The 21,196-nt window shown below is 62.8% G+C and carries 16 protein-coding genes and 1 riboswitch; of the genes, 4 read left to right on the top strand and 12 right to left on the bottom strand.

Annotated features, from left to right (window positions below):
• Positions 1-109: 109 nt before the first annotated feature.
• Complete coding sequence (locus tag GSQ88_RS02865) at positions 110-1,447, top strand: PQQ-dependent sugar dehydrogenase (RefSeq protein ID WP_159005860.1); 1,338 nt, start codon at positions 110-112, stop codon at positions 1,445-1,447.
• A 279-nt stretch (positions 1,448-1,726) separates the two neighbouring features.
• Here GSQ88_RS02865 and GSQ88_RS02860 read toward each other — a convergent pair whose 3' ends face one another.
• From GSQ88_RS02860 to GSQ88_RS02850, 3 genes are all read right to left on the bottom strand, one after another.
• On the bottom strand, positions 1,727-3,223 hold the full coding sequence (locus GSQ88_RS02860) for an NHL repeat-containing protein (RefSeq protein ID WP_159005859.1): 1,497 nt from the start codon (positions 3,221-3,223) through the stop codon (positions 1,727-1,729).
• A gap of 89 nt (positions 3,224-3,312) precedes the next feature.
• A complete protein-coding gene (locus GSQ88_RS02855) occupies positions 3,313-4,527 on the bottom strand; it encodes an amidohydrolase/deacetylase family metallohydrolase (protein ID WP_159005858.1) in 1,215 nt (404 codons plus the stop codon).
• Positions 4,528-4,659: 132 nt separating this feature from the next.
• A complete protein-coding gene (locus tag GSQ88_RS02850; protein WP_159005857.1) occupies positions 4,660-5,766 on the bottom strand; it encodes a 2'-deoxycytidine 5'-triphosphate deaminase in 1,107 nt (368 codons plus the stop codon).
• A 102-nt stretch (positions 5,767-5,868) separates the two neighbouring features.
• Positions 5,869-5,948: riboswitch (SAM riboswitch) on the top strand.
• Between the two features lie 76 nt (positions 5,949-6,024).
• On the opposite strand from GSQ88_RS02850, the gene GSQ88_RS02845 reads away from it, so the two are divergent.
• Positions 6,025-7,230: an O-succinylhomoserine sulfhydrylase gene (locus GSQ88_RS02845; protein ID WP_159005856.1), complete on the top strand. Its 1,206-nt coding sequence runs from the start codon at positions 6,025-6,027 to the stop codon at positions 7,228-7,230.
• A 22-nt stretch (positions 7,231-7,252) separates the two neighbouring features.
• On the opposite strand, the gene GSQ88_RS02840 is transcribed toward GSQ88_RS02845, so the two are convergent.
• The 6 genes from GSQ88_RS02840 to GSQ88_RS02815 form a co-directional block, all read right to left on the bottom strand.
• Complete coding sequence (locus GSQ88_RS02840; protein ID WP_159005855.1) at positions 7,253-7,789, bottom strand: GNAT family N-acetyltransferase; 537 nt, start codon at positions 7,787-7,789, stop codon at positions 7,253-7,255.
• Positions 7,790-7,819: 30 nt separating this feature from the next.
• Complete coding sequence (locus tag GSQ88_RS02835) at positions 7,820-10,177, bottom strand: Orn/Lys/Arg family decarboxylase (protein WP_159005854.1); 2,358 nt, start codon at positions 10,175-10,177, stop codon at positions 7,820-7,822.
• Between the two features lie 78 nt (positions 10,178-10,255).
• Positions 10,256-11,437, bottom strand: a complete 1,182-nt coding sequence (locus GSQ88_RS02830) for a patatin-like phospholipase family protein (RefSeq protein WP_159005939.1) — start codon at positions 11,435-11,437, stop codon at positions 10,256-10,258.
• A gap of 224 nt (positions 11,438-11,661) precedes the next feature.
• Positions 11,662-12,693 (bottom strand): SGNH/GDSL hydrolase family protein, encoded by a 1,032-nt coding sequence (locus GSQ88_RS02825; RefSeq protein ID WP_502706685.1) that lies wholly within the window; start codon positions 12,691-12,693, stop codon positions 11,662-11,664.
• Positions 12,694-12,819: 126 nt separating this feature from the next.
• A complete protein-coding gene (locus tag GSQ88_RS02820; RefSeq protein ID WP_246735037.1) occupies positions 12,820-13,674 on the bottom strand; it encodes an SGNH/GDSL hydrolase family protein in 855 nt (284 codons plus the stop codon).
• Between the two features lie 8 nt (positions 13,675-13,682).
• The gene (locus GSQ88_RS02815; protein ID WP_502706684.1) at positions 13,683-14,849 is read right to left on the bottom strand and encodes an OpgC domain-containing protein; all 1,167 of its coding nucleotides are present in this window, start codon (positions 14,847-14,849) and stop codon (positions 13,683-13,685) included.
• A gap of 353 nt (positions 14,850-15,202) precedes the next feature.
• Between GSQ88_RS02815 and apaG the strand changes: the two genes are divergently transcribed.
• Positions 15,203-15,595, top strand: coding sequence for a Co2+/Mg2+ efflux facilitator ApaG/CorD (apaG, locus tag GSQ88_RS02810; protein WP_159005852.1), 393 nt, complete (start codon positions 15,203-15,205; stop codon positions 15,593-15,595).
• Positions 15,596-16,500: 905 nt separating this feature from the next.
• Here the strand turns inward: apaG and GSQ88_RS02805 are convergent.
• The 3 genes from GSQ88_RS02805 to GSQ88_RS02795 all read right to left on the bottom strand — a co-directional run bounded on the left by GSQ88_RS02805 (position 16,501) and on the right by GSQ88_RS02795 (position 19,881).
• Positions 16,501-17,508: an Hsp33 family molecular chaperone gene (locus tag GSQ88_RS02805; RefSeq protein ID WP_159005851.1), complete on the bottom strand. Its 1,008-nt coding sequence runs from the start codon at positions 17,506-17,508 to the stop codon at positions 16,501-16,503.
• Between the two features lie 250 nt (positions 17,509-17,758).
• The gene (gene argF, locus GSQ88_RS02800) at positions 17,759-18,685 is read right to left on the bottom strand and encodes an ornithine carbamoyltransferase (RefSeq protein WP_159005850.1); all 927 of its coding nucleotides are present in this window, start codon (positions 18,683-18,685) and stop codon (positions 17,759-17,761) included.
• Complete coding sequence (locus GSQ88_RS02795) at positions 18,682-19,881, bottom strand: aspartate aminotransferase family protein (RefSeq protein ID WP_174247902.1); 1,200 nt, start codon at positions 19,879-19,881, stop codon at positions 18,682-18,684. Before GSQ88_RS02795 ends, argF begins: the two co-directional genes overlap by 4 nt.
• A 514-nt stretch (positions 19,882-20,395) precedes the next feature.
• On the opposite strand from GSQ88_RS02795, the gene GSQ88_RS02790 reads away from it, so the two are divergent.
• A complete protein-coding gene (locus GSQ88_RS02790; RefSeq protein ID WP_159005848.1) occupies positions 20,396-20,908 on the top strand; it encodes a GcrA family cell cycle regulator in 513 nt (170 codons plus the stop codon).
• Positions 20,909-21,196 lie beyond the last annotated feature (288 nt).

Below are 21,196 nucleotides of genomic sequence, written 5' to 3'. Positions count from 1 at the left end.
TTCGTTGACCGCCCCGCCCGTGGCGGTCGTTTCACGGGAACTTCATGACAAAGGCCGTGAACGTTCCGCGGTTTTCGGCATTATAGGGGGCGGTATGCAAGGAGCCATCATGCGAAACAAGATTCTACTGGCGATGTGGATGGGTGCTCTCGCGCTACCGCTCGCCGCCTGCAACGACCCGCAAGACACCGTTACCGCCGAGCAGAGTTTTGGGCCGTCGCCGAGCCTCCCCGCACCGCAACATGCGTGGATACCGACCGTCAATGTCGCCACCGCTGTCGGCTGGCCGGCCGGCGGCAAGCCTGTCGCCGCCAACGGCATGGCCGTCAACGCCTTCGCCAGCGGGCTCGACCATCCGCGCACGCTGTATGTGCTGCCCAACGGCGACGTGCTGGTGGCCGAATCCAACGCCCCGCCGAAGCCGGACGACGGCAGCGGCATCAAGGCCTGGGTGACGCGGCTGGTGATGGGCCGCGCCGGCGCCGGCACGCCAAGTGCGAACCGCATCATCTTGTTGCGGGACGCCGATGGTGACGGCATCGCCGAGACCAGGAGCGTCTTCATCGAAGGGTTGAATTCGCCATTCGGGATGGCGCTGGTCGGCAACGACTTCTATGTCGCGGACTCCGACGCCATCATGAAATTTCCCTATCACGCCGGCGACACCAGGATTTCCGGGCCCGGCGAGAAGCTCGCCGACCTGCCGGCCGGCCGCATCAATCATCACTGGACCAAGGACCTTGTCGCCAGTCCGGATGGCACCAAGCTCTATGCCACCGTCGGCTCCAACAGCAATGTCGGCGAGAACGGCATCGACGCCGAAACCAATCGCGCCGGGTTGCTCGAAGTCGATCGCGCGACCGGCAAATGGCGGGTGTTCGCGTCTGGCATTCGCAATCCGAACGGCCCGTCATGGCAACCGCAGAGCGGCGCATTGTGGGTGACGGTGAACGAGCGCGACGAACTCGGTGACGATCTTGTGCCCGATTACATGACCTCGGTGAAGGACGGCGGATTCTACGGCTGGCCCTACAGCTATTATGGCCAGCATGTCGACACCCGCGTCGAACCGCAGCGGCCGGATCTGGTGGCGAAGGCGATCGTCCCTGACTACGCGCTGGGCGCGCATACCGCCTCGCTCGGGCTGACCTTCAACACTGGCAATCTGTTTCCGTTCGAAATGGCCGGCGGCGCTTTTATCGGCCAGCACGGCTCGTGGAATCGCAAGCCGCGTGCCGGCTACAAGGTGATCTTCGTGCCGTTCGCCAATGGCAAGCCCGCCGGTCCGCCGCGCGACGTGCTGACCGGATTCCTCAATGCCAATGGCGAGGCGCAGGGACGCCCGGTCGGTGTCAGGATCGACAAGCAAGGCGCGCTATTGGTCGCCGACGATGTCGGCAACGCGGTGTGGCGCGTGACGCCGTCGTCGAAGTCGGCGACGCGGTAAACCTCATGGCGAGGGCGCAACGACGCTCCGCCCCGCCGGTAAGTCGAGAGCACGATCGATTATTGATCGAATCGGCCGCGATTTCCCTTCACCTCTCCCGTTGGGAGAGGTCGGCGCGTAGCGCCGGGTGAGGGGTTAGCGCCTCTCGTTTGATATGAGAGCCCTCACCCGATTTGCTTCGCAAATCGACCTCTCCCCGCCGGGGAGAGGTGAAGCGAAGCGCGCGGATAGCCCCGGCTCAATCCAATCTCATCCCGCTCTAGTTCACGCCTCCGGCCATTATTTCATCTCCGCCGGTTCGCCACCGACGACGGCCGATCCGCTGCCGCTGCAACCATTGTCGCCGTAGCGGATGAACTTCTGGACGCGTTTGCCGGTGTCCACTTCGGCGGTGTAGATGTTGCCTTTGCTGTCCAGGCTGACTTGGTGCAACCAGTGGAAATCGCCGGCCATCCGCCCGGCCCGCCCGACGCGGCCCAATTGCTCCAGATTGCCGCGGTTGAGGATGTAGATCGTCTGGTTGGTGTTATCGCCGACATAGAGGCAGGACTGCGCCTTGTCCCTGGAGAAGTTCATCGACACCGCAGTGCCCGGCATCACCGGCTGGGTATAGGTATTGCCGCTAACCCAGCGTTCGGTCACGAAGCCGCATTTGCCGGCCTCGCCGTTCGGATTGCTGCAGGTCTGGCCTAGCGCGGGATCCTTGCCGTCGAACACCTGGATGCGATCATTGCCGCGATCGCAGACATAGATCTTGCCGTCATCAGCGATCTTCACGCAGTGCACCGGATTGCGGAAGAAGGCTGGCTTCTTCTCGCCCTTGGCGGATGCCTCCGGCCAGGTGCCGGCGGCAGCAGCAGCGGCATCGTCGACCGGGTTATTTCCGTAGGCGCCGAAATGGCCGATATATTTGCCGGTATCGGCATCGACGATCAGCACGCGGCGATTGCCATAGCCGTCGGCGACGTAGAGACGGTTGGTCCTGGGATCGATCACCATATCCGCCGGCTGGTACAGCAGCGGCGTGCCGTTTCTGCCGCCATCCTTGTTGTTGCTATCCGGTCCGGGCGGTGTGCCGCCGATCCGCATCTTGAAATTGCCGTCGATATCGAACTTCAATACGAAGCCGTCGCCGCCGCTCTTGTTGGTGGTCCAGGCAATTTCCTTGGCGCCTGGTTTTGGCGCGGCGGCATTGCCGGCGATCCAGACATTATCCTTCTGGTCGACATAGATGCCGTGCTCGCTGTTCGGCCAGATGCAGCCGTCTTCCGCCTTGCATTTGGTCTTGAAGAATTCCGGATCGGCGGGACCGCCCCACGAACGCAACAGTCTGCCGTCGGCGTCGAATTCCAGCACCGAGGGCGCGGCGCGGCAGCAATCGGCGCCAAACCCGTTGACCCGCGCAAAGCCCAGCGCGTTGGCCGGCTGCCCCTTGGCATCGGTCGACCCGGCAACGGCTTTCTCGAGCCCGACCTCGTCGTCGTTCAGCGTGCGCGGCCGGTTGTAGACCCAGACATGGTCGTGGCTATCGACGTAGAGCCCGCCAATCTGTCCCAGCAGCCAACTATGCGGCAACGGCCGCGGCCAGGTCGGATCGGCTACGAAGTCCGGCGTCTTGCCGGATTTGGATCTGTCGTGGACGCCGGTCTGTTTTAGCAGTTGATCCAGGATGCCGCTGTTCTTGAGACCGCCGGGGTCTTGCGCCAGGGCAGGTGCGGCCAGCAGGACGGCTGCGACACACGACAATAGCGACGTGATCTTCAAGGCGTTCTTCATCCCGGACTCTTTTCTTTTTTTGAACGAGCCGAAACTCTCGTTGGATTTCGACAGGCTGTCAATTCGCGCACGCCAGATCGGTCATCGCGCTAGGCACGGGGCACGCTCTTGCCCGCAAGCACAGTGCCGACCGGAAACAGCCGTTGATGGCCGGTGCGCGTAGCCTTGTAGTTGTCGAGGAAGTCGAACGTGCCTTCCCGCAACTCCATGATCGCCACGTCGGCCGGCGCACCCACATTGAGTGTGCCGCGATCGTCGAACGAAGGAAATACGCGCGCGGCGTTCACCGTGGCGCAGGCGACGATCTGGCTCAGGGGCATCCCGAACGTGATGAACTTCGACATCACGTTAGGCAGGTCGACGACGCCCGTGGTCTTCGACTTTGTGTTCCAGTCGGTCGAGAAGGTATCGGGCCAGAAACCTTGACGTGTCGCCTTTTCCACCGAGTCCCAATCGAAATGATCGGCGACACCATTGCCGAAATCGAACAGCACGCCGCGGCGCCGCGCCGCGGTGACATCCGGGATCAGGCGGCCGCCCTCGTCGAGGATGCCGTTGGCGCCCGGCGCGTACATATGGGTGACGATGTCGCCCCGCTTGAGCAATGCCAGCAGCGATCGCATCGGCGAATAGTTCTGCCCGACATGGATCATCACCGGCAGGTTGAAGGGCGCGGCCGCTTCCTGGGCGCGCCGTAGCGCCTCGAGATCGTTGGCGCCCGCGACATTGTTCGACAGCCGCGCCTTGACGCCAACCACGACATCACGATGGCGGGCGATGGCGCCTTGCGCCAGCGCGACATTGGCCATGTTGATGTCATGCAGTTCGCCGCCGGGCGCGATGACGCCGGTACGCGCGATGTTGACCAGGATACGGCCGGTTTGCGGGGCGCCGCGCGCCACCGCCGCAACCTGATCGATGTTGTCGGCGCCGCCCGACCCGGCGTCGACCCAGGCGGTCACGCCATCCTGTAGGCACATCGGCGGACCATCCTTGCCGAGGCCGGCATGGGTGTGAATGTCGATCAGACCCGGCGTGATAACCTTGCCCTGCGCGTCGATCGTCTCGGTGGCATCGCCCGGGATATTTTCCGCAACCGCGACGATCTTGCCGCCCGAGATCGCAACATCGCGCACCGCATCGAGCCCTGCGGAGGGATCGATGACACGGCCGCCCTTGATCAGGAGGTCGTAGGTCGCCGCAAAGGCTTTCGGAATCCGGGCGCCTAGCGCCAGGCCGGCGACGCCGGCATAAACGAACTGGCGCCGATCGATCATGGTCGACAGCTTCCGCGGCTTGGTCATCACTACCTCCCTGCTTTTTTTCTTATGAGCGCAGGCTAGCATGGACCGAAAGTCTAACGCCGATATTTCACGACGTCAGGGCAAAATCGCAGAGCTGCCATTCGAGTACTTCATCAGCGAGCGTGAGCGCGGCTAGACCTTGAAATGCTTGCTCAGCTTCAGGCCCTGGGCCTGATAGTTCGAGCCGATGCGCTGGCCGTACATGGCATCGGGGCGCGCCAGCATCTTCTCATAGACCAGCCGGCCGACGATCTGACCGTGTTCGAGGATGAACGGGACTTCGCGCGAGCGAACCTCCAGCACCGCGCGTGACCCCTGCCCGCCGGCGCCGGCATAGCCGAAGCCGGGATCGAAGAAACCGGCATAGTGCACCCGGAATTCACCGACCAGCGGATCGAACGGCACCATCTCGGCGGCGTAATCCGGCGGCACCTGGACGGCTTCCTTGGAGGCTAGAATGTAGAATTCGCCGGGATCGAGAATCAGGCTGCCGTCGGGCCTTGCTGCGATCGGCTCCCAGAATTCACCGGCCGCATAACCGCCGCGACGGTCGACATCGACGACGCCGGTATGCCGCTTGGCGCGATAGCCGACGAAGCCATTGGCGTTTTCACCGGCGAGATCGACGCTCAAGGCCACGCCATTGGCGAGATCGGCGTCATCGATATCGACCAGCCGCTCCAGGTCATGCAGCGCCTCGAGTTCATCGGCGCTCAGGATGGCGTCGCCGACGCGAAAGCGCACCTGCGAGAGCCGCGATCCCTCACGCAGCAGCACCGGAAATGTTTTCGGACTGATCTCGGCATAGAGCGGGCCGTGATAGCCCGCACCGATCATGTCGAACCGCCGCGTGCCGTCGGCGATCACGCGGGTGAAGACGTCGAGCCGCCCGGTCGAGCTTTTCGGATTGGCGGCGGCGACGATTTCCGGCGGCAGCGCCAGGCTCTCCAACAGCGGCACGATGTAGACGCAATTGGTCTCCAGCACAGCGCCGTCGCTGAGATCGATTTCGTGCAGCTTCAATTCATCGATGCGCTCGGCCACCGTCGCACCCGGCCCCGGCAGAAAACTCGCGCGCACCCGATAGGCGATATCGCCAAGCCGCAAATCGAGGCTCGCCGGCTGGATCTGGCTTTCGATGAACGGATAGGCGGGCCGAATAAGGCCAGCATCCGCCATCGCCGCGATCATGCGGTCAGGCAGGATGCCATGGGCACCGGGTTGAAGCGTGAACGACAATTTCTGAACCCACCACGCCGAACGCTGGCTACTGGAAATATAGACTTTTACCGGTTATCCGATGCCCGCCTTGACGGAAAGGGCACGACGGAATAAGAGCATGACTTATCCCGTGGTGATTTGAGCCGGCCGGCTTGCAGCCACGTTAAATAAGTCGCTAAACAGGCCGGGGACACGTGTGATCCCGGCCTTTTGGAATTTTTTCCCAGGCCGGTTTTTTTGTGACCATTTTCAAGGAATGGTCACGATGGAGGTCACATGTCTGAGAGTACCAAACCCGTATCGCCCACCGCCCACTACCGTCCCGAAACCCGTCTGGTCCATTCCGGCACCCTGCGGTCCGAATTCGGTGAAACGTCCGAGGCGCTGTTTCTAACCCAGGGCTATGTCTACGACACTGCGGAACAGTGCGAGGCCCGGTTCAAGGGCGAGGACCCCGGCTACATCTATTCGCGCTATTCCAATCCGACGATCGGGATGTTCGAGCGCCGCATGATCGAGCTCGAAGGCGCCGAGGCAGGCCGCTCGACCGCGACCGGCATGGCCGCGGTGACCACCGCCGTGCTGGCGCCGCTGAAGGCCGGCGACCACGTGGTGGCCGCCAAGGCGATGTTCGGATCGTGCCGCTATGTGATCGAGGACCTGTTGCCGCGCTACGGCATCGCCTCCACGCTGGTCGATGGCCTTGATCTCGACCAATGGCGCAAGGCGGTGCGGCCGAACACCAAGACCTTCTTTCTTGAAAGCCCGACCAACCCCACGCTCGACGTGCTCGATATCGGCGCCATCGCCGAGATCGCGCATCAAGGCGGTGCGCGGCTGATCGTCGACAACGTATTTGCCACCCCGATCTGGCAGAGCCCGCTGACGCTCGGCGCCGACGTCGTGGTGTATTCCGCCACCAAACATATCGACGGTCAGGGCCGCTGCCTTGGAGGCATGATCCTCGGCACCGAAGCCTTCGTCGCCGAGCACCTGCACAACTTCATGCGCCAGACCGGCCCCTCGATATCGCCGTTCAATGCCTGGGTGCTGCTGAAGGGGCTGGAGACGCTGGGCGTCCGGGTACGTGCGCAAACCGAAAGCGCGGCCGTGATCGCCGACGCATTGGCGCAGCATCCGAAAATCTCGCGGCTGGTCTATCCCGGTCGCGCCGATCATCCGCAGGCGGCTTTGGTGAAGAAGCAGATGCGCGGCGGCTCGACCTTGGTCGGCTTCGAGGTCAAGGGCGGCAAGGCAGGCGCGTTCCGGGCGCTCAATGCGCTGAAGATCGCGCGGATCTCAAACAATCTCGGCGACGCCAAGAGCCTCGTGACCCATCCGGCGACCACCACGCATCAGCGGCTGGCACCGGAGGCCCGTGCCGAACTCGGCATCAGCGAAGGCTTTATCCGGCTCTCGGTCGGACTTGAGCACCGCGACGATCTGATCGAGGATCTGCATCAGGCGCTGGACAAGGCGTGAGGTCAAGTTCGCGCGGCGGCCATCATGGAGGGGTGGTGGAACCGCCGGCGAGCGAGCGCTGCACCATCACGGTGTCGGCCCAGCGGCCATGCCGGTAAGCCACGGCGGGCAGCAGGCCCACTTTGGCAAAGCCGAACTTCTCGTGCAGATGAAGCGAGGCGGCATTGTCGGCATCGATATAGCCGATGATCTGCCGGAAACCCGCCGCGGCGCAGACGTCGATCAGTTCCTGCATCAATAACGGCCCGATGCCGCGGCCGACATGCGCGTGGTGGATATAGATCGAGTGTTTGACGGTGTAGCGATAGGCCGGCCGCTTGCGGAACAGCACGACATAGGCGTAGCCCACGACCTCGCCGCCCAGCGTCGCGACGAGGTGCGGGAAACGCCGGTTGCGCAGATTCTTGCGGCGGTCGCGCAGGTCGTCGGGCTGTGGCGTCTCGCTGTCGCTGACGCCCTCTTCGACACCCTGGCGGATATGATGGCGATAGATCGCCAGCATGGCCTCGACGTCGGTGTCGCGTGACGGCCGGACCACGACCGGCTGCTGGTATTCCATCGGCTACCCTGGCTCTGTTGACGCGTTCGCTTATTCCGCGACCACGTACGTGTAAAGCCGGATGCGGCCGTCGGTATCCAGGCCGCGGTAAATGCCCTGGATTTCCACCTCAAAGCCCGGGAAGGCATTGAAGCCCGCCTCGAACATCCTCAGATAGTCGATCATCGGTTGCGCGCGTTCGGTCAGCCGTTCGCCGGGCACGATGGTGGCGATGCCCGGCGGATAGACCACGAACGGCGTGGTGGCGACGCGGCCGGCGATGGCGTCGATCGGGAGATAATCGACGTCGTTGCGCACCAGCGCGCGGGCCGCGGCATGCGGCGACATCGCCATCTCCGGCAGGTGCTCCGGCGAGAATTGCTTGGCCTGCAGCGCGCTGACATCGGCCTCGCGAAAGAAACGATGCATCTCGCCGCAGAGGTCGCGCAGCCGCACCCCGGCATAGCGCAGCGGCCTGCGCCGATAGAATTCGGGTATAGCCTCTTCCAGCAGCGCGTTGTCGTCGTGCAGTTTCTTGAAGGCGACGAGCCCGCTGATCAGCGTGCCGGCCTTGCTGGCCTCGACGCCGGGCGTCAGCAGGAACAGCAGCGAGTTGAGGTCATTTTTTTCCGGAACGATGCGGTTCTCGCGCAGATATTGCGCCACGACCGGCGCCGGAATGCCGTGTTCGGCATAGCCGCCGCCGGCGCGGTCGAAGCCCGGCGTCAGCAGCGTGAGCTTGTTGGGGTCGGTCATCGCAAAGCCGTCCGCCATGCCCGCAAAGCCATGCCAGGCAGCGCCCGGCGCGAGCTGCCAATAAGAGGGATTGATCGCGAGCTGGTCGGTGCTGACGTTCTCCCAGGCGACATTGTGGACACCGCCCTCGCGGGAGGCGTCGGGAATTTCCACGCGGTCGGGCACAAACGGCTCGAAGAACCAGCGGCGCTCGACCCGCGTCTCCTTTTCCTCGAATTCGCGACGCACCGCGCGAATTTTCTTACGCAACTCGATGCCCAATCGGATCGTGTCGTCCCACAAGACTTCACCCGAGCGCCCCTTCATCATCTGCGCGCCGACGTCGAGCGAGGCGAACAGCGGATAGAACGGCGAGGTCGAGGCGTGCTGCATGAAACTCTCGTTGAAGCGCCGGTGCTCGACCCGACGCTTCTGGCCGCGGATATGGCGGTCCTTGATATGGATTTGCGAGGCCTGCGAGAAGCTCGCCAATTGCTTATGGGTCGACTGGGTCGCGATGATCCCCGGCGCATCGGCACCCAGGCCGGCTAGGCCCATGGCGAAACGTCCCGCATAGAGCGGATGGAATTTCATGAAGCCGGCCCAGGCCTCGTCGAACAGGATGTAGTCGCAGAGATGGCCGATGCGTTTGAGGATCATTTCCGCGGAGTGAATGGTGCCGTCATAGGTGCATTGCTCGACCACCGCGACGCGGAACGGACGCGGCTTCTGCCACGCCTCGGGATCGCTAACCAAAGGATGATGGCGGATGCTTTGGCGCAGCGCCTCCTCGTCGAGAGCCTCCCAGCGCATCGGGCCAATCAGGCCCCAGGCGTTGCGCGAGGTCGGGACATAGACCGGAACGCCGCCATTGATCATCAGCGCGCCATGCAGCGCGGCCTTGTGATTGTTGCGATCGAACAGCACCAGATCGCCTTCGGTGACCAGCGCCGAGAGCGCCACCTTGTTGGACGTCGAGGTGCCGTTGAGCACGAAATAGGTCTTTTCCGCGCCAAAGATCTGCGCGGCCTCTTTCTGCGCCTGCAACGCCGGACCTTCGTGGGTCAGGAGGTCGCCGAGATCGAGCACCGAGTTGTCGAGGTCGTCGCGGAACACGGCCTCGCCCAGATGCTCCATGAAGACCCGGCCGATCGGGCTGCGGCTGTAGAACACCCCGCCATTGTGGCCCGGGCAGGTCCAGAGCTGATTGCCCTCCTCGGCATAGTCGACCAGCGCCCCGAAGAACGGGGTTTTCAGCGTCTCGGCATATTGCTTGAGGCGGCTGACCAGGTTCTTGGCGATGAAGGACGGCGTTTCCTCCGACAGGAAGATATAACCGTCGATGAAGTCGAGCACCTCCACCGGCAGGTCCTCGAACCGCTTGCGGCGGATCAGCAGCATGATCGGGAAGTCGAGGCCGCGGCGGCGCATCAAATTGATCAGCGCCGCGGTCTTGCCTTCGAGGCCCTTCTTGCCCCAATCGACCACCATGCACCCGATCGCGGCGTCGGTCTGAACCGCGATCTCGGCATCCTCCAGCTTGCGGGCCTTGACGACCTCGAAGCCGGAACGCTCGATTTCAGCGACGATTTGATTGCAGCGGACGCCTTCGAGGTCGTCGGCGTCGAAGGTCGGCATTGCGAACAGGAATGTGAAGCGTCTGAAATAGTCCATGTGTCCACCGGTTATGTCCCAGCGCGATCTCTCGCCGCGTTACGTGACAGTTTGGTGACTAGACAGGGCTGCGACCGCTCAATTGCGCGCCTGCGTCGCCAATTCCAGCCCCGGTGGCGCCTTGACCCAGGCGTAGTTGTCGTGGCCGAGATCGTAGCCGCGATTGAACAGCGCGGTCATGTATTTCTGATCGAACGGTTCATCGCTGGTCTGGCTGAAATCGGCCGGAATGCTCGCCAGATTGAACTCGATGCCCTCATCCTTGGTCACCGAATAAATCCGGTAGAGGTCCCCGATCGCCTGGTTCTTGATCAGCGTGGAAATCGAACGCTGCGTGATCGACACCACGTTCTCGCTGACCGATTGCCATTCCGGGTCGATCTTTCCGTTTCGGATCACATACAAATGCGGCGACGCCACCGGCTTGCCTTTTGGACCGTGCGAGACCACCTGGAATATCGACGGCGCGATGAACACCTGCCGGGTCACGCCGCCATCGACATGCAGTTCGTCATAACTCTGGCCGCCAACCCGCACCTGAATCCGGACCGGTGGGAACACGCCGGGAAGCGTCGCCGACGCCAGCAGTATCTTGCGAAACAGGCCCAGCGCCTCGCGATTGTTGCTCATCGCGATGCGGCCCATGTCCCACAACACCGGCCGCTGGGTATCGAGACTGGTGGTGCCGATCAGCAGGATTCGTCCCTTGATCCGCTCCCGGGCGACTTCCTGCAGCAGGGCCTGATCGACATATTTCTCGATCAGTTTTGTCAGCGGCGTGTCGTCGGCCAGCGCCGATCCTTCGATCAGGCCGTGAACGTTGTAGGTGAAGATGTCCTTTCGGCTGTATTTGGTGAAGATCTCGCGCAACTGACCGTCATGCTCGCGCCCGAGGAAGACGAACGGCGCGATCAGCGCGCCGGAGCTGACGCCCGTCACCAGGTCGAAGATCGGCCGGGTGCCCGCATCGCTCCAGCCGACCAACAGGCCGGCGCCGAACGCGCCATTCTCGGCGCCACCGGATATCGCGAGCAGGTTCGAGGCCGGCGGATGCCGCTCGATCCGCGATGACGGCCGCGCTTCGGTTTTGCGCGTTTCGGCTTTGGGCGTGTCCGCCATCATGATCGCCTGGATTTCGCGCGCCGACGCGTCGCCCCAGAAGCGGATGTTGTGAAATCCCTCGAGCTCGATCTGGCCGGCATTGGCTTGCGGCAACACGTTGCGCGGGGCCAGCGACGCACATCCGCTCGTCAGCAGCATCGTCGCGCCGACCAAGCATGCGCGAAGCACCCGCGAGTATCGTGGGTGGCAACTCAACGCGGCGGCCGCTGAAACATTTTGAAATTTTCGATGCTTTCAGCCGAGACCACCCGGCTGCTCGAGATTTCATTTCAGCTATATCGCGGGGGCAGATGCGTGTTGGTATTGAGGCATTACGGTGGCTCACGCGGCGGCAGACACACCGGCGCGGCATCAGTTACCGGTCACATCGGCCGATAGGTCTGCACCGCGGACGGCACATTGATGCCGAGCTTGATCTGGCCGACCGATTTGATGATGTCATCGCCGAGCAATTGCGCGAAGCAGGCGTAGCCCCAATCGTTCATATGCAGGCCGTCGGCGATCACGAAGCTGTCGATCGGCAGCGCCTGTCGATCGTGCCATTCCCGCATCACCTCGAAGCGCGGAAAAATACCGACATGGCGAAGCTGGGCGACCTTGCTGAGCAGTCGCACCATCCTGCTGGCGCTTTCCGCATGCTCGGTCACCCTCGGCGAATATTGCGGATCGACCAGCACGAGATCGGCGCCGGCGGCCTGGATGCGCGCGACGCCATCCTCCACCATCTTGGCGGTATCCGCGGGGTCGAGGTTGCGCAACACCGCATTGGTGCCGACCTGCCAGATCACCAGATCGGGCTTGGCGTCGATCACCGACGTCTGCAGCCGCTTCATCATTTCCGGCGCGTCCTCGCCGCCGACACCGTGATTGAGCACGGTGATGTCGGCGCCGGCATATTTCCGGCGCAACTGCGCCGCCAGCCGGTTGGGATAGGTGAACTCCGGAGACGTCGAACCGTAACCCTGCGTCGAAGACGATCCGAAGGCGATGATGGTCACCGGTTGTCCCGATGCCAGCTTCGCCGCGACATGCGGCAGCGACCCCATCGATGTCGCGCCGCCCTTCGGAGGCAGGCACGGAACGCGGCCGAAAATGTCGCTGGCGGATTTCGCGACCTGCTTCACCTTGTCGATCGCCGTGGTGGTGAGGCTCTTTCGCTGCGCCGGATCGCTCGCGCCGGTCGGCTGGGAAACGGCAGGCTTGACATCAGCAGGCTTGGCATCAGCAGGCTTGGCCGCATCCGAGTTTGCAGCATCGGACTTGGTAGCATCAGACTTAGGAGAGTCGGAATTAGATTTGGCGCCGTCGGTTATCGCAGCCTGCTGGGTGGCCTGGGCGCGCGCCGGCAGCATCAGCGCCGGCGTCAGCAGCAACGGCGCCGCGACGGCAGCCATCATCAGCAATGATCGTGCGGGAAACATTCCGGCGAGAAATATTTGGGTACAAATTTTCTTCGCAGGATTCTTGGCGGGATTCTTGGCAAGAAAAGAAGAGATGTCGTGACTCATTAACGCGTAATCCTAGTTCTGCTGGGCCGGAGCGAGATGCGCCGCGTCGATCACAAATTTCGACAGCGCGCGGCCGAGGCAATCGTGAACGCGCTTGACCAGCTCGAGGCCGTGCGAGGCGCTGAAAAAGTCGAAGTCTCCAGAATCATTCCATTGATGCATGATGCCGAACCGGTCGAACAGCGGAACATCGTATTGCTGCGCCACCACCCGCAGATTATCCAGATAAGGCGGCGCGGAAATCATCGATTCCGTGCGTGGGCTATATTGCAGATTCATTAAGATCACGTCGGTTCCGGCCTTTTGCATCGCGGCAACGCCATCGTCGACTGCGGTACGAAAATCATCGGGATCAATCGATCGCATAGCATCGACCGTGCCGGTCTGCCAGATGACCAAAGTAGGCTTTTTGTCTTCCATCAGCTTGGCGAAGCCGGCGGCGACCTCCTCGGAGGTCTTCTTGGACTGTAGTTCTACGGATACGTTAACCGTAACCGAGGGCAGCTTCTCCTTCAGCATGGCCTGCAACCGCGCCGGATAGGCGGCGGATTCCAACGACGGGATGGTCGAGGACCGGCTGCCCACCACCAGGATATCCAGCGGATGGCCGCTTTTTACCGCGTCGGCGACCTTGGTCAGCGAACTTTCACTGCTCAAGAGATAGTCTGGAACGTCGCAGCTCTGCGGTGTCGTCGCAGGGGTATCTTGAGGCGCATTTTGCGGCGCCGCTTGAGACGCGTCCGGAGACGCATCTTTAGACGTTTCTTTGGAAGTTTCTTGCGCGCGCGCGGGGACCGCGGTCAAAAGGCCCGCCAGCACATTCAGCCCCAGGAAGGCTAACAAGATAGCTACCGAGACAGCCCTCAAGCCGGCTCTCATAAGCTTCCCCCTGCCATATCCGCGTTGCCGATCGTGCCTTTCGTCCGCGAGGCGCTTTTATCGGCGGAGTGCTTGTACCATGAAAACAGCCACGCCGCGCCCGACATAATGACAATGCCGGTTAGGGTTACGACGGCGTGCAGCCCGGCCCCCCCAGGGGTTTCGGCCAGGATGAAGTGCCCGGCGAACGCCAGGAATACGCCGAGGCAGAAGATCTCCAGCGAATGCTGCCCGCACAGGATCAGCGGCCGCAGCCAGGGCGATTTCAGCCCGCGCCAGTCCTTGGGCAGGAAGCGCACGGTGACGGCCGCCAGCGCCAGGAAATGGGCGAACCGCAACACGTCCAGATCGGTCTTGTCGATCGGATACATCCATTGCTCGAGCCAGCGCGGCATCAGGAAGGAGAGCTGCGGCAGATACCATGTCAGCGTGACGCAGAACGCCGCGATCAGATAGGCCAGTGAAATCCACAACGTGATCGGCGACGCCAATAGCCGCGACATTCGCTTGGCGCCGCCCTGCGCGCACCAGGCGCCGAACACGAACAGCAATTGCCAGGCGAACGGATTGAAAGCCCAGACGCCGTTCGGATACGCGCTGAGATAAAGATCGTACTGCCAGGTCACGGCATAGAGCAGCACCGACAACCCCAGCGTGACGTCGGTTCTCCACTTCATCAGCCACAGGATGAAAGGCAGAAACATCATCAGCACGATGTACAGCGGCAGCACGTCCATGTTGACGGGACGGAATCGCAACAGCAGCGCCTGGACGATGGTGATGTCCGGCTGCTTGAGGAAATCCAGGATTCCCATTTCTTCCGAATAAAGCGGGTTGTCGAAACTGGTGGCGACGTAGGAAATCTCCGCGAGAAAGATCGTGAACAAGAACACATGCGCGACATAGATCTGCCAGACCCGCCTCAGGATGCGCGCGGTCGCGATCACGAAACCAGCCTCGCGCATCGCGCGGCCATAGACGAAAGCCGCCGTATAGCCTGAGATGAAAATGAAGATCTCGGTGGCGTCGCTGAAACCGTAATTGCGCAGCGTCAGCCAGGTCAGCACATTGGGCGGCAAATGATCGATGAAGATCAGCCATAGCGCCAGCCCGCGAAACAGATCGAGCCGCAATTCACGCTCGTTGACGACGGCGACCGACATCACCGGCACAGCACCAGCCGCGGCCGGTGCGACATCTCGCAGCACCGCCTCGGGGGCGCCCGCAAGCGGCGGTCCGGTTATTCCATCGGCAACGGAAATCATCTGGAACCCGTCAGGACAGGGTGGCTATTGCGCTTGCACGGCACGAAACCAGCGGATGGCGGAGTGTAGCGGGCCCCGATTGGCAAGCAAGTTACGGGCATTTAAGGTATTGAGGTTCATTGATATCCGGTCGCCCGCGATCTAGGCCGGAACTATGTTCAAACCGCGATGGCAAGTGCGCCTTCAGGCGTTTGGTTCCTCCGGAACTTTTCGATATGGTGACGGACGATTTCTCAAAGAAGTTCGCTCTCATGTACCGTGCCGTTACCCGCCAGATCGAAGTCACCGTCGAACCGAATTTCCTGCCGGAACGTTCGTCGGTCGAAAAATCCCAGTATTTCTGGTCCTACACCATCGTCATCACCAATTCCGGGCCCGAGACCGTGCAATTGCGCACCCGGCACTGGATCATCACCGACGCCACCGGCCGCAAGCAGGAAGTGCGCGGCGAAGGCGTGATCGGCGAGCAGCCGGTGCTGGCGCCGGGCGAACGCTTCGAATACACCTCCGGCGTGCCGCTGCCGACCACGTCGGGATTCATGACCGGCCGCTACCAGATGGTGACCGAGGCCGGCGAGCGCTTCGAAATCGACGTCCCGACCTTCTCGCTCGACAGCCCGGATAGCAAGAGGGTGTTGAACTAGTTCGAGTAGAGCGCGACGCGGCATCACACATCAGCGTCGTCCCGGCGAACGCCGGGACCCATAACCCCGGGCGCTGGTTGTTACAGAAGGCATCGGCCGCATCACCCGAACGCGAGTCCTCGCCCTATGGGTCCCGGCTCGGAGGCCGGGACGACGTGGATTGATTGTTCGGATTTCAACATTCAACAACAACGCCGCTAACACACCGCCGCATTCTCGCGACGGCATGCGCCCGAGTTTTGCAAATTCGCTCGCCCCCAAAACAAAGAGGGCGCAGGGAAGACCGGGTGCGCGCTGCACCCGCGGTCTCATGTGCAAAGGTAGATAAAAAAAACGCACATGAGCATACAGGTTCAGCGGAAACACTCCGGCCTTCCCTGCGCAATGGTTTACGGCTTATTCCGTGCTCTCCCCGGCGAGACCAGAGCTTGTTTGTCACCGTCATTCGCAAGAAGCGTGAGCTCCTCGCGAACTTGACACCAGCCATTGGGGCGTCAGGACCACACGACTTTGCCGTCCGCTCGACTATCGCTCGTCTGGCGATACTCTTGCGTCCATCGCATCCCACCCGCGCGTTTCGTGACGTGCGCAACGCCCCTCTCGTCGGGTGGGACGCACACAATACGCAACTGAGTTGGGTCAAAAACAAAGCGAAATATTTTTCGCGAAGGGGCTGGACAGGTTTTGGCGCGCGAAGGTGAGTTGCCCGTCGGGCAGATCCGCTAGCGCTCACGTCATCCTGAGGAGGCGCGAAGCGCCGTCTCGAAGGATGGCCGCACGCACTGCGCGGAACAACATCCTTCGAGGCTCGCAAGGGCTCGCACCTCAGGATGACGGTACCGTTGCTGCAAGCACTCGTCCGCCGCAGTTCGTCCGGCCATGACGAGCTTTGATACGCCGCGCCGCTACTCCACACCCGCCTCGTCCGGCGTGAACTCATACACCGATGAGCAAAACTCGCAGGTCACGACTACCTTGCCGTCCTTCACCATGTCGGCGCGGTCACCCGGAGCGAAGCTTTTGAGCATCCCGGAGACGGCCTCGCGCGAGCAGGAGCATTCCGCGCGCAGCGGCAGCGGCGGAAACACCCGAACGCCGCGTTCGTGAAACAGCCGGTACAATAAACGCTCGCCGGACAAATCCGGATCGATCAGCTCGACGTCTTCGACGGTCGAGATCAGCGACTGGCCTTCGACCCAGGCGTCGTCTTCCTCGACAGCATCCGTGACGGCGCCTTCCGGCGCATCGCCGGGATGCAGATCCGCCTGCCGCAGGCGCTCCGGCGCCTTCGGCAGGAATTGCAGCAGCATGCCGCCGGCGCGCCAGCGATGTTTTGGGCCATCGCCTTCGCCGCCGCGCCATTCCTCGCCGACCGCGAGCCGGACCTTCGTCGGGATCTGCTCGGAGCGCAGGAAATATTCATGCGCGGCATCTTCCAGATTGCCGCCCTCGAGCGCCACCAGCCCCTGATAGCGGCTCATGTCCGCGCCCTGGTCGATGGTCATCGCCAGATGGCCTTTGCCGAGCAGCGCGCCGGAATCCTGACCGGCCTCGAGCCGGCTCGCATCGTAGCGCGCATAGGCGCGCATGCGATCGGCGCCCCGGTAGTCCACGATCATAAACGAAACCGGGCCGTCGGTCTGGGTTTGCAGAATGAAACGGCCGTCGAATTTCAGCGACGAGCCGAGCAAGGCGGTCAGCACCATCGCCTCGCCGAGCAGCTTGCCGACCGCGGGCGGATAATCGTGCTTGGTCAGGACGTCGTCGAGCGCCGGGCCGAGCCGGGTCAGGCGGCCGCGCAGGTCGAGCGAGCCCACCTCGAACGGCAGCACCGCATCATCGATCGGAACCGCCGACGGCGCACGGATCGGGGGCTCAGTGGATATTTTGATGTCAGGGGATTGTGAGGTCATGGCGCCTTATTTGGGGTCGGAACCTGTGGATCGGAAGGGGGTACGGTCATCCCGGCGAAAGGCCCGGACACACCGAAACCATCATCCTGAGGAGCGGCCACTTGGCCGCGTCTCGAAGGATGGTGTTCAGCGCAGTGCGTGCGGCCATCCTTCGAGGCTCGCAAGAGCTCGCACCTCAGGATGACGTCCGAGATAGCTTCACCAGCCTTCGCCGGGACGACGATATGCAAACTACTATTGCGCAGCCCCGCTACGCCACCTGCTCGAAACACCACGCCAGAATGCCTTTTTGCGCATGCAGGCGATTTTCGGCCTCGTCGAACACCACCGACTGCGGGCCGTCGATCACCTCGTCGGTGACCTCTTCGCCGCGATGGGCGGGCAGGCAATGCATGAACAGCGCATCGGGTTTGGCCAGCGACATCAGCTTGGCGTTGACCTGGTAGGGGTTCAACAAATTGTGGCGATGCTCGCCGTCCTTGTCGCCCATCGAGACCCAGGTATCGGTGACCACGCAATCGGCGCCGCTAACCGCGGCCTCCGGATCGTTGCCGAGCACCACCGGGGCATGGGTCGCCTTGATCCAGTCCTTCATCGCCTTGTTCGGCGCCAGTTGCGGCGGGGTCGCGACATTGAGGGTGAATTTGAAACGCTCGGCGGCATGCGCCCACGACGCCAGCACGTTGTTGTCGTCGCCGGTCCAGGCAACCGTGCGTCCCTCGATCGGTCCGCGATGCTCCTCGAACGTCATCAGGTCCGCCATCACCTGGCAGGGATGCGAGCGCCGCGTCAGCCCGTTGATCACGGGCACGGTGGCGTGGGCGGCGAGCTCCAGCAGCGCATCATGGTTGAGAATGCGGATCATGATGGCGTCGACATAGCGCGACAGCACCCGCGCCGTGTCGGCGATGGTCTCGCCGCGGCCAAGCTGCATTTCCGCGCCGGTCAGCATGATGGGTTCGCCACCGAGCTGCCGCATCGCGACATCGAACGACACCCGCGTGCGGGTCGACGGCTTCTCGAAGATCATCGCCAGCGTCTTGCCCTCGAGCGGCTTTTCCCGCTTGGCATCGCTCTTGAGCTTGGCCTTCATGGCCATGCTGGCCGTGAGCACGTTGCGCAGTTCCGCGGTCGGAAGCTCGTTGAGGTCGAGAAAGTGACGCAGCGCCTTGCTCATTGCCCTGCCGCCCGCTTTGAGCCTGACAGCGCCACGCAGGCGCGATCGAGCCGCTGCACCGACTCTTCGATCTCGGCCTCGGTCACGATCAGCGGCGGCAGGAACCGCACCACATTATCGCCGGCGCCGACCGTCAAGAGCTTCTGGTCGCGCAGCGCATTGACCAGATCGCCCGACGGCACCACCGCCTTCAACCCGATCAATAGTCCCTCGCCGCGCACGTCGGCGAGCACATCGGGATAGCGGTCGACCACCGAGGCGAGCTTTTGCTTGAGCAGCAGCGACATCCTTTGCGCGTGTTCGAAGAAGCCCGGCTTGAGCATGACGTCGAGCACCGCATTCGCGGCCGCGACCGCCAGCGGGTTGCCGCCGAAGGTCGAACCATGCGAGCCGGGAACCATGCCGGACGCAGCGTCGGCGGTGGCCAGAACGGCGCCGATCGGAAAGCCGCCGCCCAGCGCCTTTGCCAGCGACATCACATCGGGCGTCACGCCGAGACGCTTATACGCGAACAATTCGCCGGTGCGGCCCATGCCGGTCTGCACCTCGTCGAACACCAGCAACAGGCCGTGCTCGTCGCACAATTGGCGCAACGCCTTGAAGAAGGCATTCGGCGCCGAGCGCACGCCGCCTTCGCCCTGGATCGGCTCGATCAGGATACCCGCAGTATGCGGCCCGATGGCTTTCTTCACCGCGTCGAGATCGCCATGCGGCACCTGATCGAAGCCATCCATCGGCGGCCCGAAACCGTCGAGATATTTTTCCGACCCGGTCGCGGCCAAGGTCGCCAAGGTGCGGCCGTGGAATGCACCCTCGAAAGTGATGATGCGATAACGCTCGGGATGGCCCTTGGCGGCGTGGTATTTGCGCGTGATCTTGATCGCGCCTTCCATCGCCTCGGCGCCGGAATTACAGAAAAATACAAAATCAGCGAAGCTCTGCTCGCACAGCCGCGCGGCGAGCCGGTCGCCATCCGGGCTCCTGAACAGATTGGACATGTGCCAAAGCTTGGTCGCCTGCTCCTGCAACGCGGCGACCAGATGCGGATGCGCGTGGCCGAGCGCATTGACCGCGACGCCGGAGGTGAAATCGAGATAGCGCTCGCCATTGGTTGCGATCAACCACGCGCCCTCGCCGCGCTCGAAACCGAGATCCACCCTGGCGAAGACGGGAAGCAAATGCGACGTGGTGGTCATGGCGATCACTGAAGGTTAGAGCCGGCTGCGGTTGCGGGGTTGGCGCGATGCAGCAACAGCTGGCCCGGAAAACAAAACGTGCCGCCTTTTCGGGGCGGCACGTGGCAGGCATTCTATGCGGCCAGGGAGTGGAGTCAACCGGGCCAGAGGCCCGGCGGACCGCGCCAAAGCCGCGGAAGTCAAGATTTCGAATCTCCGTAGGATTCCGGTGTGGTGGAAAACACAAATTGCAATGATTAAATAGCGGAACATGTGGACGCGCTGCCGCGGACTCTTGCGCCGGAGTCACGCCATATTGTAGCTTCTCGGCTGTCGGGTACGACATCTCGTGCGGCGGTTCTGATCCTCTCAAGTCCCAGTGTTGAGCGTACACGTTCGGGTGCACTTTGCGTGCCCGGCGAGGGCTAAGGGATTCTGAGAGCTAAGGAATTCTTGCTGCCAGGGATTTTTGAGATTTGAGACCGCAGCGCCGCCGATTGCGAATTGGCCCGCGCAACGCGAAGGGAAGAATGCGATGACGGTATTGACCTGGTCGGACGATCGCGTCGAGCAATTGAAGAAACTCTGGGAAGGCGGACTTTCCGCCAGCCAGATCGCCGCGGAACTCGGAAATGTGACGCGCAATGCCGTGATCGGCAAGGTGCACCGGCTCGGCCTTTCCGGCCGCGCCAAGAGCCCCTCCTCGGCAGCCCCTCGGCAGCGCAAGGCGCGGCCGGCGGCCCAGCAGATGATGCGGGTGGCGCGACCGGTGTCACGCGGCAATACCGCGCTGGCCCACGCCTTCGAGACCGAGATGGAGGCCGATCCGATCGCCTATGACAATGTGGTGCCGATGAGCCAGCGGCTGTCGCTGCTGGAGCTCAACGAGGCCACCTGCCACTGGCCGATCGGCGATCCCTCCAGTTCGGAATTCTTCTTCTGCGGCGGCAGGGCGCTCAATAGCCTGCCCTATTGCGCGCACCACTCGCGGATCGCCTACCAGCCGGCCGGCGACCGCCGGCGTCAGCCGCCCAAGCCGGTGCGGTAAGACTTCACGACTGCAACAGTATCAGCGTCGTCCCGGCCTAGCGCGCAATTGCGCGTAAGGCGCCGGGACCCGTAACCACCGGCGTTAGTGGCTATACACGGCCGGTGCTCCAGCTTTTCAAAATCAAAGACGACGTCATCCTGAGGTGCTCGCCGTCTTCGGCGAGCCTCGAAGGATGGCCGCACGCACTGCGCTGAACACCGTCCTTCGAGACGCGCGCAAGAACGCGCTCCTCAGGATGACGGCAGCGTGTGGAGCGGGCCAGTACGCGTCGCGCGTTAACCGTCG

This window comes from Bradyrhizobium sp. S69, from assembly GCF_009766005.1.
GTDB lineage: Bacteria > Pseudomonadota > Alphaproteobacteria > Rhizobiales > Xanthobacteraceae > Bradyrhizobium.
Note: the sequence above shows the minus strand (reverse complement) of the source record. Positions and strands in the feature narration are given on the sequence as shown.